General features: G+C 74.9%; 14 protein-coding genes and 1 pseudogene. 4 read left to right on the top strand and 11 right to left on the bottom strand.

Annotated features, from left to right (window positions below; all coding sequences use genetic code 11):
- Positions 1–83: 83 nt before the first annotated feature.
- From VM636_RS00685 to VM636_RS00670, 4 genes are all read right to left on the bottom strand, one after another.
- The gene (locus VM636_RS00685) at positions 84–536 is read right to left on the bottom strand and encodes an NAD(P)H-dependent oxidoreductase (protein WP_030420500.1); all 453 of its coding nucleotides are present in this window, start codon (positions 534–536) and stop codon (positions 84–86) included.
- Between the two features lie 134 nt (positions 537–670).
- Positions 671–2,296, bottom strand: a complete 1,626-nt coding sequence (locus VM636_RS00680; protein ID WP_030420501.1) for an MDR family MFS transporter — start codon at positions 2,294–2,296, stop codon at positions 671–673.
- Between the two features lie 155 nt (positions 2,297–2,451).
- Positions 2,452–3,120, bottom strand: coding sequence for a TetR family transcriptional regulator (locus VM636_RS00675; protein ID WP_030420502.1), 669 nt, complete (start codon positions 3,118–3,120; stop codon positions 2,452–2,454).
- A 110-nt stretch (positions 3,121–3,230) separates the two neighbouring features.
- Positions 3,231–3,818: a rhodanese-like domain-containing protein gene (locus tag VM636_RS00670; protein ID WP_053912736.1), complete on the bottom strand. Its 588-nt coding sequence runs from the start codon at positions 3,816–3,818 to the stop codon at positions 3,231–3,233.
- 83 nt (positions 3,819–3,901) lie between these two features.
- Between VM636_RS00670 and VM636_RS00665 the strand changes: the two genes are divergently transcribed.
- Positions 3,902–4,180, top strand: a complete 279-nt coding sequence (locus VM636_RS00665; RefSeq protein ID WP_030420504.1) for a metal-sensitive transcriptional regulator — start codon at positions 3,902–3,904, stop codon at positions 4,178–4,180.
- Positions 4,181–4,193: 13 nt separating this feature from the next.
- Here the strand turns inward: VM636_RS00665 and VM636_RS00660 are convergent, their stop codons facing one another.
- Together VM636_RS00660 and VM636_RS00655 are read right to left on the bottom strand one after the other, a co-directional pair.
- Positions 4,194–4,937, bottom strand: a complete 744-nt coding sequence (locus tag VM636_RS00660) for a sulfite exporter TauE/SafE family protein (protein WP_030420505.1) — start codon at positions 4,935–4,937, stop codon at positions 4,194–4,196.
- Positions 4,934–5,539: pseudogene (locus tag VM636_RS00655) on the bottom strand (rhodanese-like domain-containing protein); the annotation flags it as partial. The gene VM636_RS00660 and the pseudogene VM636_RS00655, both read right to left, overlap by 4 nt.
- A gap of 461 nt (positions 5,540–6,000) precedes the next feature.
- Between VM636_RS00655 and VM636_RS00650 the strand changes: the two are divergent.
- Together VM636_RS00650 and VM636_RS00645 are read left to right on the top strand one after the other, a co-directional pair.
- Positions 6,001–8,385, top strand: a complete 2,385-nt coding sequence (locus VM636_RS00650) for a phosphoketolase family protein (RefSeq protein WP_030420507.1) — start codon at positions 6,001–6,003, stop codon at positions 8,383–8,385.
- 36 nt (positions 8,386–8,421) lie between these two features.
- On the top strand, positions 8,422–10,800 hold the full coding sequence (locus tag VM636_RS00645; protein ID WP_338482904.1) for a glycosyl hydrolase family 65 protein: 2,379 nt from the start codon (positions 8,422–8,424) through the stop codon (positions 10,798–10,800).
- Positions 10,801–10,874: 74 nt separating this feature from the next.
- On the opposite strand, the gene VM636_RS00640 is transcribed toward VM636_RS00645, so the two are convergent.
- Positions 10,875–11,336, bottom strand: a complete 462-nt coding sequence (locus VM636_RS00640) for a hypothetical protein (protein ID WP_030420509.1) — start codon at positions 11,334–11,336, stop codon at positions 10,875–10,877.
- Positions 11,337–11,836: 500 nt separating this feature from the next.
- Here VM636_RS00640 and VM636_RS00635 point away from each other — a divergent pair, with 500 nt between their 5' ends.
- The gene (locus VM636_RS00635; RefSeq protein ID WP_078855940.1) at positions 11,837–12,163 is read left to right on the top strand and encodes a hypothetical protein; all 327 of its coding nucleotides are present in this window, start codon (positions 11,837–11,839) and stop codon (positions 12,161–12,163) included.
- A gap of 49 nt (positions 12,164–12,212) precedes the next feature.
- Here VM636_RS00635 and VM636_RS00630 read toward each other — a convergent pair whose 3' ends face one another.
- The 4 genes from VM636_RS00630 to VM636_RS00615 all read right to left on the bottom strand — a co-directional run bounded on the left by VM636_RS00630 (position 12,213) and on the right by VM636_RS00615 (position 15,414).
- A complete protein-coding gene (locus VM636_RS00630; RefSeq protein WP_030420511.1) occupies positions 12,213–12,977 on the bottom strand; it encodes a sulfite exporter TauE/SafE family protein in 765 nt (254 codons plus the stop codon).
- A gap of 123 nt (positions 12,978–13,100) precedes the next feature.
- Entirely contained in the window at positions 13,101–13,853 is a 753-nt protein-coding gene (locus tag VM636_RS00625; protein ID WP_234340356.1) for a GntR family transcriptional regulator, read from the bottom strand.
- Between the two features lie 128 nt (positions 13,854–13,981).
- Positions 13,982–14,845, bottom strand: a complete 864-nt coding sequence (locus VM636_RS00620; RefSeq protein WP_338482901.1) for a DMT family transporter — start codon at positions 14,843–14,845, stop codon at positions 13,982–13,984.
- Positions 14,842–15,414 (bottom strand): DUF488 domain-containing protein, encoded by a 573-nt coding sequence (locus VM636_RS00615; protein ID WP_030420514.1) that lies wholly within the window; start codon positions 15,412–15,414, stop codon positions 14,842–14,844. The genes VM636_RS00620 and VM636_RS00615 overlap by 4 nt, the downstream gene beginning before the upstream one ends.
- Positions 15,415–15,471 lie beyond the last annotated feature (57 nt).

Below are 15,471 nucleotides of genomic sequence, written 5' to 3'. Positions count from 1 at the left end.
GCCCCTCGCGGACCCCTTCACAATCTACAACACTGTAGAAGTTCGCTCCGGGGTGCCGTACGGCTCCGGTGCGGCGCCGCCGGTCACGCCGTCAGCCCGGCCGCGAGGGTCGCCCCCAGCTCCCAGCACGCCTCCAGGTCCGCCTTGGCGGGCTCCCCGGTGACGCTCACCGCGGGGGCCGCCCGCTGCCAGCCGAGCCCGGTGGTGACCGTCTCCACGGCCCGCAGCGCGCCGGTCGTGTCGTTGCCCCCGTGCACCCAGGAGCCGAAGGGCCGCCCGCGCGTCTCGTCCAGACACGGGTAGTAGACCTGGTCGAAGAAGTGCTTGAGGGCGCCGGACATGTAGCCCAGGTTGGCGGGGGTGCCGAGGAGGTAGCCGTCGGCCTCCAGCACGTCGACGGCGGTCGCGGCGAGCGCCGCCCGCCGCACCACCCGTACGCCCTCGATCTCGGGCGTGGTGGCCCCGTCCACGACGGCTTCGAGCAGCGCCTGGCAGTTCGGGGACGGGGTGTGATGCACGATCAGCAAAGTGGCCACACCGAAGAGCCTGCCGTCCGCTCCCGCCGGCCGCAACCAAGCGGCGGGCCGCGAGGACGCGGACACGGCGAAGGGACCGCCCCCGAAACGGGGGGCGGCCCCTTGTGACCACGCCGTGGGACGCCGTGGCGCCGTCAGGCGACCGGTGCCACCGAGTCCCGGCCGGCGGCCGGGCCGGCGCCGTCGGCCACCTGCGCGGCGGCCGACTCCTCGGCGAGGCGTTCCATGCCGCTGGTGGTCTTCAGCGGCTTCTCCTTGAGGAACACCACGGCGACGAGCGCGAGCAGCGCGAACGGCGTGGCGATCAGGAAGAGGTCGGCGGTGGCGACCCCGTAGGCGTGCTCGACCAGGGCCCGCATCGGCGCGGGCAGCGTCGACATGTCGGGCACCCGTGTCTCCCCGGCCCCGTCCGGGGCGGTGATGCCGGCCTCCCGCAGGCCGCGGGCCATCTCGTCGGCGACCCGGTTGGCGAGGATCGCGCCGAGGACGCTGGTGCCGATGGTGCCGCCCATGCTGCGGAAGAAGGACAGCACCGAGGTCGCGGTGCCCAGTTCGGCGGCCGGCACGTCGTTCTGCGCGGCCAGCACCAGGTTCTGCATCAGCATGCCGACGCCGATGCCGAGGATGGCCATGAACAGGCTCAGCACGGCGAAGTCCGTACCGGCGTCGATGGTGGAGAGCAGCCCCAGGCCGACGGCCATGACGACCGCGCCCGCCACGAGGTACCGCTTCCACCGGCCGGTCCGGCTGATGACCTGCCCGGCGACGGTGGAGGAGACCAGCAGGCCGAGGATCATCGGCAGGCTCATCAGACCCGCCACGGTCGGCGACTTGCCCAGGGAGATCTGGAAGTACTGCGAGAGGAAGACGGTCCCGCCGAACATGGCGACACCGACGAAGAGGCTCGCCACGGTGGTCAGCGTCACCGTGCGGTTGCGGAAGATGCCGAGCGGGATGACCGGCTCCGCGGCCCGCGACTCGACGAAGACCGCGCCGGCCAGCAGCACGACACCGCCCCCGGCGAGGGCCGAGGTCTGCCAGGACATCCAGTCGAACTCGTTGCCGGCCAGCGAGACCCAGATGAGCAGCGCGCAGACGCCGGCCACGATCAGGAAGGCGCCGAGCCAGTCGATGCGCACCTCGCGCTTGACCGTGGGCAGCCGCAGCGTGCGCTGGAGCAGCGCGATGGCCAGCAGCGCGAACGGCACGCCGATGAAGAAGCACCAGCGCCAGCCCAGCCACGAGGTGTCGACGAGCACGCCGCCCACCAGCGGGCCGGCCACGGTGCCCACGGCGAAGACGGCGCCGAAGATGCCGGCGTACTTGCCGAGCCGGCGGGGCGGGATCACGGAGGCCATCACGACCTGTGCGAGGGCGGTGAGACCACCCGCGCCGATGCCCTGCACGACCCGGCTGAAGATCAGCAGTTCGACGCCGTGCGAGAAACCCGCCAGCAGCGAGCCGACCACGAAGAGGCCCAGCGAGAGTTGGAGCAGCAGCTTCTTGTTGAAGAGGTCGGACAGCTTGCCCCACAGGGGCACCGTCGCGGTCATGGCCAGCAGTTCGGAGGTGACGACCCACGTGTAGGACGACTGGCTGGCGCCCAGGTCGGCGATGATCGTCGGCAGGGCGTTGGAGACCACCGTGCCGGCCAGGATCGCGACGAACATGCCGGCCATCAGGCCGGACATGGCCTGGAGTATCTGCCGATGGGTCATGGAGGTGGGAGGCGCGTCGGCGGGCGCCTGGGCTGCGGTCACGGGCGTTCTTCGTCTCTCTCGGTGATGGTCGGCTGGTGCGCGCGTCCTGGGCGCCGACCGGCGTCGGCGGGCCCGGGGCGGGGCAGGCGAGGGGTGGGGCGGGTGGTGCCGGTGGAGCGGGGACCGCGGGGCCGGGCGGCCGGTCCGGGGCGGGGTCAGGCGGAGGGCGCCGGGAGGCCGGCGGCCAGGAGGGCGAACACCTCCCGGAAGACGTCCGGGAAGGCCGTCTCCTCCTGACGGGCGCACCAGTGTTCGACGCTGACCCGCACCGCGGTGCCCGCCAGCGCGGCCAGCAGCCGCGGGTACAGCTCCAGGGCCCGGCGCCGCTCCTCGTCGCTCGCGTCCGGCGCGGTGGCCGGTTCGCCGGGGCGCAGGCGCGCGGCGACGGCCTCGGCGAGCGCGGTCTCGTCGGCCATGTGGGCGCCGAGGTTGCGGACCAGGAGGTGCGGGGAGGCGTTCAGCACGTCGGCGTGCAGCCGCCACAGCTCCTGTTGCTGCTCCGCCTCGGCCAGCTCGACGATGATCGCCTCGCACAGCGCCTCCGTCGGGGAGAGCCGCGCGGGGGCGTCGAGCAGGGCCTGCCGGATGCGGGCGCCCGCGTCCGCGTCGATCACCACGAAGGCGTCGTCGCGGCTGTCGAAGTAGTTGAAGAAGGTGCGGACGGAGACACCGGCCGCGGCGCTGATGGCCTCGACGGTGACCTTCTCCGCCCCGTGCTCGGCGGCGAGCCTGATCGCGGATTCGGCGAGAGCGGCCCTGGTGGCGCGCTTCTTCCGCTCGCGCAGGCCACCCCGCGCGACACCGTTCTCCGACATGGGTTGCATGGTATGCAAAGATGCACGCCCTGCAAAATGAAATATCCCGGCCACCCGCCGGTGGGCGGGTGGCCGGGACAGGGGGGTGTCCGCCGTACGTGGGCGCCGTGCGCCGGGGGTCAGGCCGCGAGCCGGACCAGGGTCTCCTCGAAGGAGGGCGCGCCCTGGGCGGGCCGGTTGTTGTGCGGCAGCTTGGCCAGGGCGACCGCCATGCCGCAGTGGCCGGTGACGCCGGAGAAGATCAGGCCCCCGCCGATCGCGGCGGAGAGCCAGTGCGCCGGACGCCAGAACCGGCCGGCCACGAAGCCCGCGGCGACCAGCGAGCCGGCCGCGAACCGGACCTGGCGGTCCATGGGCCAGACCGTGCGGCCCTGCCGCTCGCGCTCGACCGGGTGCCCGGCCCCGGCCCAGGCGCCGGTGCCGCCCTCCAGCCCGGCGGCCTCGATCCCGAGGGCGGCGAGCCGGTCGCAGCCCGTGGCGGAGCGGTTGCCGGAGGCGCAGACGAGGAGCAGCGGACGGCGCGCGGCGGCGGCCGTCAGGGCCACGGCGGCCTCGTCCAGCCGGTCCAGCGGCACGTTGTGGGCGCCGGGGAGGTGGCCGCCGGCGTACTCGCCGGGGGAGCGCACGTCCACGACGGTGAACTCGCCGAGCCGGGCCGCGGCCTCGTCGGCGGTCAGGGCGGCGGGCGTTGCGGTGGTGCTGGTCACGGAACCGAACCTTTCTCAGGGATGCTCAGTACGGGTCACCCCCGCACGGTATGATACCCGCGGGGGTATATGGAGGAGGATGTGTGGAACTCGACATGTCGGCCGCCGAGCTGAAGTCGGCGCTCAACCGGTTGCGGCGTGCTCAGGGGCAGCTCGCGGGGGTCGTCCGGATGATCGAGGAGGGGCGGGACTGCGAAGAGGTGGTCACCCAGCTCGCCGCCGTCTCCCGGGCCCTGGACCGCGCCGGGTTCTCGATCATCGCCACCGGCCTGCAACAGTGCATGACCAGCGAGGACCCCGAGATGCGGGACTCGGCGCAGATGCGGGCCCGGCTGGAGAAGCTCTTCCTTTCCCTGGCCTGACCCGCCCGGCCGGTCACGGCAGCGCCGTGGCGGCCATCGCCACGGCGACGGCCAGCAGCAGGGAGCCGAAGATCCGCCGCAGCGTGGCGGCGGAGACCTTCGCCGCCAGCCTGCGCCCGTCCCAGGCGCCGAGGACCGCCGCCGCGAGGAACGGCAGCAGCAGCGCCAGGTCCACGTGCGCGGCGGTGCCCGCCCGTGCCCCGAGCGCCACCAGGGCGTTGGCGAGGACCACCAGCAGACTGGTGCCGACCGCCGCGCCCATCGGCACGGCCAGGACCGACACCAGCGCCGGTACCGCCAGGAAACCGCCGCCGACCCCGAGGAAACCGGTCACCGCGCCGAGCCCGGCCCCGGCGCCCGCGGCCCGTGGGGCCGACACCGTGGTGCCCTCGCGGGGCGCGCGCCGGCGCAGCATGGCGAGGGCGGCGGCCCCCGCCAGCACCGCGAACATCAGCGTCAGCACCCGGTCCGGGACCCGGGCCGACAGGACGCCGGCCACGGCGGCGGGCACCAGCCCGGCCGCCGCGAACAGCAGTCCGGACCGCCAGCGCACCGTGCCCGCGCGGGCGTGGCCCACCAGCGCGGTGACCGAGGTGACGATCACCACGACCAGGCTCGCGGTGGTCGCCGCGGCCGGGGTGAAGCCGAGCAGGTAGATCAGTGCCGGCACGGTGAGGATGCTGCCGCCGGCGCCCAGCGCGCCGAGGGCCACCCCGGCCACCGCGCCGGCCGCCAGGGCGAGAAGGAGGGCGGTCATACGGCGCCGACGCCCGCCCGCGAGCCCGCCGGACGGCCGGTCCGGGGGTCCCTCTCCTCGGCGACGCCCGGGAGGACGGCCGTGAGACCGGCCCCGGACGCCGCCGCGAAGCCGTCGTCCACGGCCACCACGTCCCGCCCGGCGGCGTCCAGCACGGAGGCGGCGATCGCCGCCCGCATCCCGCCGGCGCAGTGCACCCACACCCTGCCCGGCGGCACCTCGTCCAGGCGGCCGCGGATCTCGTGCACCGGCAGGTGCACGCTGCCCTCGGCCCAGCCGTCGGACACGCGCTCGTTCTCCCGGCGCACGTCGACCACGACCACGTCCTCGCCGCGCGCCCGCGCCGCGGCCAGGTCGGCGAAGGCGGCCCGCGGGAAGGAGGCGGGCGCGGTCCCCTCGGGGAGCCAGTCGGCCGGGGAGCCCACCGACGCCGCGGCCGGCCGGTCCTCCCGCTGGGCGCGGGGGAGGTCCTCGGCGCTGCCCGCGAGCAGCGTCACCGGCCTGTCCCACGGGATCATCCGGGCCAGGTAGGTGGCGAGCTGCCCCTCGACCTCGAAGTTCAGCGACCCGGCGACGTGCCCGGCGGCGGCGATCACGCGGTCGATGTCCCGAGGCGGGTCCACCACGACGGCCGAGCGGGCGCCTCCGGCCGGGTGGCTGCGGTTGCCCAGCCCCGCGGTCTCCAGGACGTCGACAAAGAACACGGATCACTCTCCTCTCGGAATTACGCCCGGGGGTATCTCTGTGGTCAGCGTAGCAAAGATACCCAGGGGGGTATCACGGCGCCTGGCCGGCACCCCGGAACCGGCCCCGGGTCGCGGGGCGGCGGCGCGGGCGCACGGAGCGCGAGCCGCGGCGCGGCGGCGCCCGACGCGCGGGGGAGCGGGCCCCGGGGGGAACCCACCCGCCCGACGCGCGGGGGAGCGGGCCCCGGGCAACCCGCCCCCTTTCGGCACCGCGGGTGACCCGAACGGCCCTGCCGGGTACCCGGCAGGGCCGCGCAGGGTGGTGGGATGGCCACCGGGAGCCGTCCCGCCCCGGCACCGACCCGGAAAGGACCGAGATGTCCGTCGACACGCAGCAGGCGCCCCCCGGTCTCACCGACGAGGAACTGGCCGGCCTGGACGCCCACTGGCGCGCGGCGAACTACCTCTCCGCCGGGCAGATCTACCTCCTGGCCAACCCGCTGCTGACGGAACCGCTCCGCCCCGAGCACGTCAAACCCCGGCTGCTCGGCCACTGGGGCACGGTGCCCGGCCTCAACCTGGTCCACACCCACCTCAACCGGGTGATCAAGGCCCGTGACCTGGACGCGCTGTGCGTGTGGGGACCCGGCCACGGCGGACCCGCCGTCCTCGCCAACTCCTGGCTCGACGGCTCGTACACGCGCACCTATCCGGACATCACCCGGGACGCGGCCGGCATGGCCCGGCTCTTTGGGCAGTTCTCGTTCCCCGGCGGTGTGCCGAGCCACGTGGCCCCCGAGACGCCGGGGTCCGTCCACGAGGGCGGCGAACTCGGCTACTCCCTCGCCCACGCCTACGGCGCCGCCTTCGACCACCCGGACCTGCTGGTCGCCTGCGTGATCGGCGACGGGGAGGCGGAGACCGGCCCGCTGGCCGCCTCCTGGCACTCCAACAAGTTCCTCGACCCCGTCCACGACGGCGCCGTCCTGCCCGTCCTGCACCTCAACGGGTACAAGATCGCCAACCCGGCGGTCCTAGCCCGGCTCCCCGAGACCGAACTCGACGACCTGCTGCGCGGCTACGGACACGACCCGATCCACGTCGCCGGCGACGACCCCCCGGCCGTGCACCGCGCCATGGCGTACGCCCTGGACACCGCCCTCGACCGGATCGCGGCGATCCAGCGCGCCGCCCGCGAGGAGGGCGCCGACGGCCGGCCCCGCTGGCCCGCGATCGTGCTGCGCACCCCCAAGGGCTGGACCGGCCCCGACGAGGTCGACGGCGTCCCCGTCGAGGGCACCTGGCGAGCCCACCAGGTGCCCCTGTCCGGCGTCCGGACCGACCCCGCCCACCTGCGACGGCTGGAGGAGTGGCTGCGCTCCTACCGGCCCGCCGAACTGTTCGACGCCCAGGGCGCCCCGCGCCCCGCCGTCCTGGAGTGCGTCCCCGAGGGCGACCGCCGCCTCGGCGCCACCCCCTACGCCAACGGCGGCCTCCTGCTCCGCGAACTGCCCCTGCCGCCGCTGGAGGAGTACGCCGTCCCCGTCGAACGCCCCGGCACCACCCTGCACGAACCGACCCGCGTCCTCGGCGGCCTGCTGCGCGACGTCATGGCCGCCACCGCGGACCGCCGCGACTTCCGCCTCGTCGGCCCCGACGAGACCGCCTCCAACCGGCTCCAGGCCGTCTACGCCGCCAGCGGCAAGGCGTGGCAGGAGCGCACCCTCCCCGTCGACGAGGACCTCGACCGGCACGGCCGCGTCATGGAGATCCTCTCCGAACACACCTGCCAGGGCTGGCTGGAGGGCTACCTCCTCACCGGCCGCCACGGACTCTTCTCCTGCTACGAGGCGTTCGTCCACATCGTCGACTCGATGGTCAACCAGCACATCAAGTGGCTGCGCGTCACCCGCCGGCTGCCCTGGCGGGCCCCCATCGCCTCCCTCAACTACCTGCTCACCTCACACGTCTGGCGCCAGGACCACAACGGCTTCTCCCACCAGGACCCCGGCTTCGTCGACCACATCCTCAACAAGAGCCCCGAGGCGGTCCGCGTCTACCTGCCGCCGGACGCCAACACCCTGCTCTGCGTCGCCGACCACACCCTGCGCAGCCGCGACTACGTCAACGTCGTCGTCGCCGGCAAACAGCCCTGCTTCGACTGGCTCACCCTGGAGGAGGCCCGCACCCACTGCGCGCGCGGCGCCGGCGTCTGGGACTGGGCAGGCACCGAGGACGGCACCCGCGAGCCCGACGTGGTCCTCGCCTGCGCCGGCGACGTCCCCACCCAGGAGGTGCTGGCCGCGGCCCGGTTGCTCCGGCGCCACCTGCCCGCGCTCGCCGTCCGCGTCGTCAACGTCGTCGACATCGCCCGCCTGCTGCCCAGCGGCGAACACCCGCACGGCATGAGCGACTTCGAGTACGACGGCCTGTTCACCACCGACAAACCGGTGATCTTCGCCTACCACGGCTATCCCTGGCTCATCCACCGCCTCGCCTACCGCCGCACCGGCCACCCCCACCTGCACGTCCGCGGCTACAAGGAGATCGGCACCACGACCACGCCCTTCGACATGGTCGTCGGCAACGACATGGACCGCTACCGCCTGGTCATGGACGTCATCGACCGGGTGCCCGGACTCGCCGTGCGCGCCGCCGCCGTACGACAGCGGATGGAGGACACCCGGCTGCGCCACCACGACTGGGTCCGCGCACACGGGGTGGACCTGCCCGAGGTGGCCGACTGGTCCTGGGACGGCTGACCCGCCGCACCCCGCCCGGCCCGCGGAGGGAGACTCGTGACCGCAACCGCCTCGACCTGGGACTACGTCCACTACGACCCCGCGGAGGAACGGCTGCGCGAGTCCCTGTGCACCCTGGGCAACGGCTACTTCGCCACCCGCGGCGCCCTGCCCGAGTGCGCCGCCGACGACATCCACTACCCGGGCACCTACGCCGCCGGCTGCTACAACCGGCTCACCTCCGCCGTCGCCGGGCGCGAGGTGGAGAACGAGGACATGGTCAACCTGCCCAACTGGCTGCCGCTGCGCTTTTGCCTGCCCGGCGAGGAGTGGCTCACCCCCGACACCGGCAAGGTCCTCGACCACCGCCAGACCGTGCACCTCGACGCGGGCGTACTGGAGCGCCGCACCCGCTACGGACTGAGCGCCGGCCGGGTGCTGTCCGTGCGCCAGCTCCGCCTCGTCCACATGGGCGACCCCCACCTCGCCGCCCTGCGCACCGAGTTCACCGTCTCCGAGGGCGTCGTCGACCTCGACGTGGAGGCCGCCCTGGACGGCGCGGTCACCAACTCCGGCGTGCCCCGCTACCGGGAGCTGGCGGGCCGCCACCTGACCCACGTGCACACCGGCGGCGACGGCGACGGGACGGTGTGGCTGCGCTGCCGCACCCGCACCTCCGACATCCGCGTCGGCATGGCCTCCCGCACCACCGGCGACGGCGCGCCCCTCACCCCGCGCCGCGAGCCCCGCCGCGTCTCCCAGCACACCACCCTGCGCCTGGAGCCGGGCCGCACCACCACCCTCGACAAGATCGTGGCCCTGCACACCTCCCACGACCCGGCGATCAGCGACCCCCTCCAGGCCGCCGTCGACCGGGTGGCCGCCGCACCCGGCTTCGGGGAACTGCTCGCCGGCCACCGCACCGCCTGGGGCCAGCTCTGGCGCCGGGCCGGACTGGAGGTGCCCGGCGAGGCCGGCGCCATCCTGCGCCTGCACCTCTTCCACGTCCTGCAGACCCTCTCCCCGCACACCGCCGAACTCGACGTGGGCGTACCCGCCCGCGGCCTGCACGGCGAGGCGTACCGGGGCCACGTCTTCTGGGACGAGCTGTTCGTCCTGCCGTACCTCAACCTGCACTTCCCCGAGGTGTCCCGGGCCCTGCTGCACTACCGCCACCGCCGGCTGGAACGGGCCCGCGCCTCCGCCCGCGCGATCGGCCGGCGCGGCGCCCTGTACCCGTGGCAGAGCGGCAGCGACGGCCGCGAGGAGAGCCAGCGGCTCCACCTCAACCCCCGCTCCGGCCGCTGGCTGCCCGACCACACCCACCTCCAGTGGCACGTCGGCTCGGCCGTCGCCTACAACGTGGTGCAGTACTGCGAGGCCGGCGGCGACGCCGAGTTCCTGCACACCAAGGGCGCCGAGATGCTGCTCCAGATCGCCCGCTTCTGGGCCGACGCGGCCACCTGGGACGAGCGCCTGGGCCGCCACCGCATCCGCGGCGTGGTCGGCCCCGACGAGTACCACGACGCCTACCCGGGCGCCGCCGCCCCCGGCCTCGACGACAACGCGTACACCAACGTCACCGCCGCCTGGGTGCTCCAGCGCACCCTGGAGGTGCTGCGCGCCCTGCCCGGCCCCCGCCGCCGCGAACTCGTCGAGCGCACCGCCCTGGACGACAGCGAACTCGAACAGTGGGAGGACGTCTCCCGCACCCTGCACGTGCCCTTCCACGCGGGCGTGATCAGCCAGTTCGAGGGGTACGGGGACCTCGCCGAGCTGGACTGGGAGGGCTACCGCGCCCGCTACGACGACATCCGGCGGCTCGACCGCATCCTGGAGGCCGAGGGCGACAGCGTCAACGACTACCAGGCGTCCAAGCAGGCCGACGTCCTCATGCTCGGCCACCTCTTCTCGCCCGCGGAACTGCGCCGCCTCTTCGAGAGGCTCGGGTACCGGCTGGACGAGGACACCTGGCGCCGCACCGTCGACTACTACCTCGCCCGCACCAGCCACGGCTCCACGCTCAGCGGACTCGTCCACGGCCGCATCCTGGCCCGCGCCCGCCGCGCCGAGGCGTGGGCGTACTGCCAGGAGGCCCTGAAGGGCGACGTCGCCGACCTCCAGGGCGGCACCACGGGGGAGGGCATCCACCTCGGCGCGATGGCGGGCACCCTCGACCTGGTCCAGCGCGGGCTGACCGGGCTGGAGACCCGCGAGGGCGCCCTGTGGCTCGACCCGGTACCACTGCCGGAGCTGTCCTCGTACGGCTTCTCCATCCGCTACCAGGGCCACTGGGGCGTGCGGTTCCGGCTGGAACACGGGCGGCTGGAGATCGCCGTGCCCGCCTCCGACCTGCCGCCGATCGAGGTGCGGCTGCCCGACCGCACCCTGGCCCTCCAGCCCGGCGACACCTGCCGGCTGGTCCTCCCGGAGTGAGCGGACCGCCGGGGCCGGACAGCGGTCCGCCCCCGGCCGGGGCCGGGGGCGGAGGCCGACGGGGGCGAGGCGCCTCAGCCGGGCAGGGGGAAGGTCACCACGGGTGGGGAGCCGTCCGGGCGGCCGTCGGTGTACGTGAGGCTCAGCCGGGTGAACCGGACCTGGCCCGCGTCCTGTTCCGCGGCGCGCGCCCGGTCCAGCCGCACGACGACGGGGTACGGGCGGAAGGTGCCCGCCGCGCAGTCGGGGACGCAGTCGTTGACGTCGTTGATGCCGGTGGCCACCGCCGCGCGCGCGTCCCAGCGCGACCACTGCAGCGAGGTCAGGACGCTGTTGGCGTCGCCGCAGGCGACGATGAACGACCCGGGGCGGACCTCGGGCTGCTGCGCGCAGTCGATCAGCACGGGTTGTGGGGCGCGGTGTCGGGGGGTGTGGTCCCGGTCCGCCGACGGGGCGGCGGACGCGGTGCCCAGGGGCGCTGCGAGCGCGGCGGCGGCGCACAGGGTGACCGCCGTCCTCGCCAGGTGTCCGACCATGTCTGCTCCCAGCCGTCTCGAGAACATCCGTCTGTGCCGTCCTTTGACGTACCGACCGTACGACCGTGTCCCGGATCGCACCACTCGTACGGAGTGTCCCCCTGGTCACCGACGGTGGTGGCGGGACGTCCGCGGACTGCGTTATGATCATCATGCAAGGAGCCGCCCGGTACCGGGTCCGGCCCCACGCGTTGGTGGTCCAAGGCAAGACGCCCCGCTTCCTGCGGGGAGATGCAGGTGCGAGGCCTGCCCAGCGCTCGGAAGAAGGGCCCCGTCCCCGCGGAAGCGGAGACGGGGCCCTTCGCGTGCCCCGCGGGCGGCCGGATGCCGTGCCCCGATGTGGGTAAGCGGTCCATCACCGTTGCCACGTACGGCGGTTCGTCCGATAACGCGCCGATTGCATCCACCGTGTGGTCCTGCCGTCCAGGCCGCAACTCCGACCCCCGGGCGGGTGTCTCATAAGCGCCAGGAACCGCTCCCCCCGAGCGAAGGACAGCGGTATGCACACCATGACGACCCCGAGCGTCCCCTCGGCCGCCCTCCCCGGCGGCGGGTACGGACCGTACAACCCGTACCACCCGTACGAACCCGACACCGACGGCGACTTCCTGCTCCGGCCGCCCCATCCGGTCGAACGCGTCCCCTGCCGGATCGACCCCGTCGACCTGCGCAGACTGGACCTGCACGCGCTGCTGACCGCGGCGGGCATCGCACCCTCCCCGGGCGATCTGGAGGCCATCGAGCAGATCAGCCGGCTGCCCGGGAACGTCCACGCGGCCCTGCGCCGCTGGCTGGAACAGGCCTGCGAGGGACCGGGCCTCACCTGATCCGGCGGTCGCACCGCCCCGCCCCCGGTGCCGACGCCCGGCCCGGGGCTCAGCCGCTCAGGGCGAGGTAGGGCGCGACCGCCAGCAGGGTCACGATCAGCGCCCAGGTGAGATGCCGGGCCGGCAGGGCGTGCGCGAGCCGCCAGCCGAGCAGCACCCCGGCCAGTTCGGGCACGCCGACCAGGGCGGCCAGCGGCCAGTCGACGGCGCCCTGGGCCACGTAGCCGAGCGTCCCCACGGCGGACACCACCACGGACTGCGCCTGCGCCGCGGCCAGCGACTCCAGCACCGGCACGCCCAGCGCGACCAGCAGCGGCACGGTGAGCATCGGCCCGCCGATGCCGACCAGCCCCGAGGCGACGGCCACCGCGAACCCCAGGACGGCCACCACCGGCACCGGCGGATGCGACCGCGCCGCGGGCGTGCGCCGCCGCTCGCGGTGCCAGACCAGCGCCGCCACCCCCGCGACGAACACCCCCAGCACCAGCCCGAACGCCCGCTGGGACACGGCCGAGTTGACGAGGACGCCCAGCGGCGTGCCGACGACCGCGGTCGCGGCCAGGACGAGCGCCGTACGCCGGGTGGCGGGCTCCCGCAACTGCCCCGACCGGGTGTAGGCGGCGGTGCCCAGCGCCCCGGTGGCGACGTGGGTGACGATCGCCGTCCCCGCCACCTCCGCCGGGGTCAGCCCGGTCAGGGCGAACAGGCCGATCGTCGGCAGCACCCCGCCCGGCCCGACCGCGGTGATGCCGATGCCGCCGGCGAGCCCCAGCAGGCCCAGGGCGAACAGGACGGGCAGGCCGAGGCCGGACATCGGCGGACTCCTTCGCTGAGGTGGCTGTCTCGTCGGGGAACTGCTCGCGGGAAAACGGCTCGTGGGGGACGGCTCGATGGGGGACGGCTCGTGGGGACGACTCGTGCGGCGCCCCCTGAGGGCTCAGGCGCCGGGGGACGGCGCGGCGCCGCGGTACAGGGTGGCGCGCAGGGTCATCCGGTCGGCGCGGATCCGGATCGACTCGACGTCCACCGGACGTCCGTCCGGCAGCCGGGTCAGCCGCTCCAGCGCGAAGACCGCCGCCCCCGCCTCGACGCCCAGCAGCGCCGCCGTGTCCGGGTCGGCGCCCACCGCGTGCACGGCCACCTCCGCCCGGCCGAGCGGCCCGCCCGCCGCCTCCTCGATCAGCGCGAAGACGTCCCGGCCCACCAGGTCGCCGGCGATCACCGCCCGGCCGAGGGGGAGCGTCAGGTAGCTGGTGTCCAGCGACAGCGGCAGCCCGTCGAGCCACCGCAGCCGCTCCACGTACACGCCGCCCGCCGCGGCGGGCACCCCCAGCCGGGCGGCGATGGCGGTGGGCAGCACCGCCACCTCCTCGGCGGCCCGGACCTCGTTGGTCACGGTGCCGTGGCCGGTCAGCTCCTCGGCGAGCCCGGTCAGCCGGTCCAGGCCGTGCCCGTACTTCGCCAGCACCACCGTGGTCCCCACCCCGCGCCGCCGGATGAGGAGGCCCTCCCGGCCGAGCAGCGCCAGCGCCTCGCGGACCGCGTTGCGGGAGGCGCCGAACTGCCGGCCGAGATCGCGCTCGTCGGGCAGCCGGCCCCCGTCGTACCGGCCGTCGGTGATCTGCTGCCGCAGGACGTCGGCCATCCGCCGGGCCCGCTCGGCGCGGGGACGCCCCGCCTCGTGCTCCATGCCGCACACGGTAGTGCGCCCCAGGTTTCGCCGGTGTTACGCCACCCTCGCTGACCTGCCAAAACGCCTGACCTGCGGGGTCGTACGCGGGTGCGGGAGCTGCGCCACCCCCGCCCCGCCGAACGGTCTCAGGCGCCGGTGCGCAGGTCGACGCCGCGCCGGGCCAGGGCGAGCACCCCGACGACGACCAGCACCACGCCGAGCAACTGGGGCAGCACCCACCAGTCGGTCCGGACGCGCTCCTGGTAGAGGACCACGCCGAGCAGCAGGCTCACCGTCGCGTCGCCGAGGGTGAGGGCGGGTTGGGAGGCGACCAGCGGACCGCCCTGCATCGCGTGCTCCAGCAGGAGCACCGCGCAGACCCCGGCCGCCGCGAACCCGTACGTCTGCCAGGTGGTGAGGAAGCCGGTCACCCCGTCCTCGCCGAGGACGCGCATCGTGTCCTTCATCAGCCCGGCGGTCAGCGCGAAGCACACCGCGGTGGCCGCGCCCAGGCAGCCGGCGCGGGCCTTGCCCACGGGGCGTCTCAGGCCGGCCGCGGCCAGCAGCACGGCGGCTCCGCCGCAGGCGCCGAGCGCGGGCAGCCAGCGGTCCATGGAGACCTGGGCGTGCCCGCTGCTCGGCGAGGCCGCCGCCAGCGCGATCCCGAGCCCCACCACCACGCCGGCCACGGCGAGCCACAGGCCCTCGGGCATCCGGTTGCCGGTGAAGAGGGAGGCCAGCAGCAGGGCGAGGGGGAGTTCCAGCACGAACAGCGGCTGGACGAGCGAGAGCGGACCGGTGGCCAGCGCCGCCGCCTGCCCGACCCCCGCGACGACGACCGCCAGCATGCCGCCGAGCCAGACCGGACGCCGCAGCAGGTCGAGGATGATGCCGGGGCGGAACCCCCGCGCCTGGGGGACGGTCAGCGCGGCCCGCCGTTGCAGCACCGTGGCCAGGGCGTTGCTGAACGCGGCGAGGAGGGCGAAGAGCACCGGCAGCAGGACGGTCATGAGCCGATCGTCCCCCCGGGCCCGGCCGCCCGCGCGCCGCCCTCGTCGTCGTAGACGAGGAGGCCGTCCGGCCGCAGCCGCAGCCCCGGGGTGGGGGAGTGGGGCGTGAGCCGGCCGTCGTGCCAGAGGTGCACGGCGGGTACCCCGCGGGCGACGACGGCGAAATCCGCGATGATGCGGCGGTGGCAGCGCCACCACAGCGACTCCGCGCACATCACCGCCGTGCGTTCGCCCGCCGCCCGCTCCAGCAGCTCGTCCATCGCGGCCAGGAACTCGGGGGTGCGGGTGTGGGCGGCGTAGGCCCGGAAGGAGGCGTTGCGCCACACGGTGTCCGGGGAGTCCGGCGGCGTCCGCCGGAATCCGCCCAGTCGCGGCTCCCACCGGTAGGCGATGCCCTCGTCCGGCATCCACCGGGCGAGCCGGTCCCGCAGCAGATCGGCGTCGCGGCGGCTGCCGGGCGCGGTGCGCACGTCGGTCACGGCCGCGACACCGGCCTCGCGCAGCAGCGCGGCCAGGGCCGCGCGGTCCGCGCTGCCGTGCCCGACGGTGACCAGAGGGGGCTGGGCCATGCCGTCCAGGTCCCCGCGCCGGCCCGGCCCATGCCCCGGGGGCGCCGCGCGGCGGGG

This window comes from Streptomyces sp. SCSIO 75703, from assembly GCF_036607905.1.
In the GTDB taxonomy this organism is placed as follows: Bacteria; Actinomycetota; Actinomycetes; order Streptomycetales; family Streptomycetaceae; genus Streptomyces.
Note: the sequence above shows the minus strand (reverse complement) of the source record. Positions and strands in the feature narration are given on the sequence as shown.

Excerpts from the sequence above, each read along its gene's own strand:
- VM636_RS00635 (WP_078855940.1), top strand. The coding sequence starts at position 11,837 with ATGCACACCATGACGACCCCGAGCGTCCCCTCGGCCGCCCTCCCCGGC.
- VM636_RS00630 (WP_030420511.1), bottom strand. The coding sequence starts at position 12,977 with ATGTCCGGCCTCGGCCTGCCCGTCCTGTTCGCCCTGGGCCTGCTGGGG.
- VM636_RS00615 (WP_030420514.1), bottom strand. The coding sequence starts at position 15,414 with ATGGCCCAGCCCCCTCTGGTCACCGTCGGGCACGGCAGCGCGGACCGC.
- VM636_RS00625 (WP_234340356.1), bottom strand. The coding sequence starts at position 13,853 with ATGGAGCACGAGGCGGGGCGTCCCCGCGCCGAGCGGGCCCGGCGGATG.
- VM636_RS00650 (WP_030420507.1), top strand. The coding sequence starts at position 6,001 with ATGTCCGTCGACACGCAGCAGGCGCCCCCCGGTCTCACCGACGAGGAA.
- VM636_RS00660 (WP_030420505.1), bottom strand. The coding sequence starts at position 4,937 with ATGACCGCCCTCCTTCTCGCCCTGGCGGCCGGCGCGGTGGCCGGGGTG.
- VM636_RS00620 (WP_338482901.1), bottom strand. The coding sequence starts at position 14,845 with ATGACCGTCCTGCTGCCGGTGCTCTTCGCCCTCCTCGCCGCGTTCAGC.
- VM636_RS00675 (WP_030420502.1), bottom strand. The coding sequence starts at position 3,120 with ATGCAACCCATGTCGGAGAACGGTGTCGCGCGGGGTGGCCTGCGCGAG.
- VM636_RS00640 (WP_030420509.1), bottom strand. The coding sequence starts at position 11,336 with ATGGTCGGACACCTGGCGAGGACGGCGGTCACCCTGTGCGCCGCCGCC.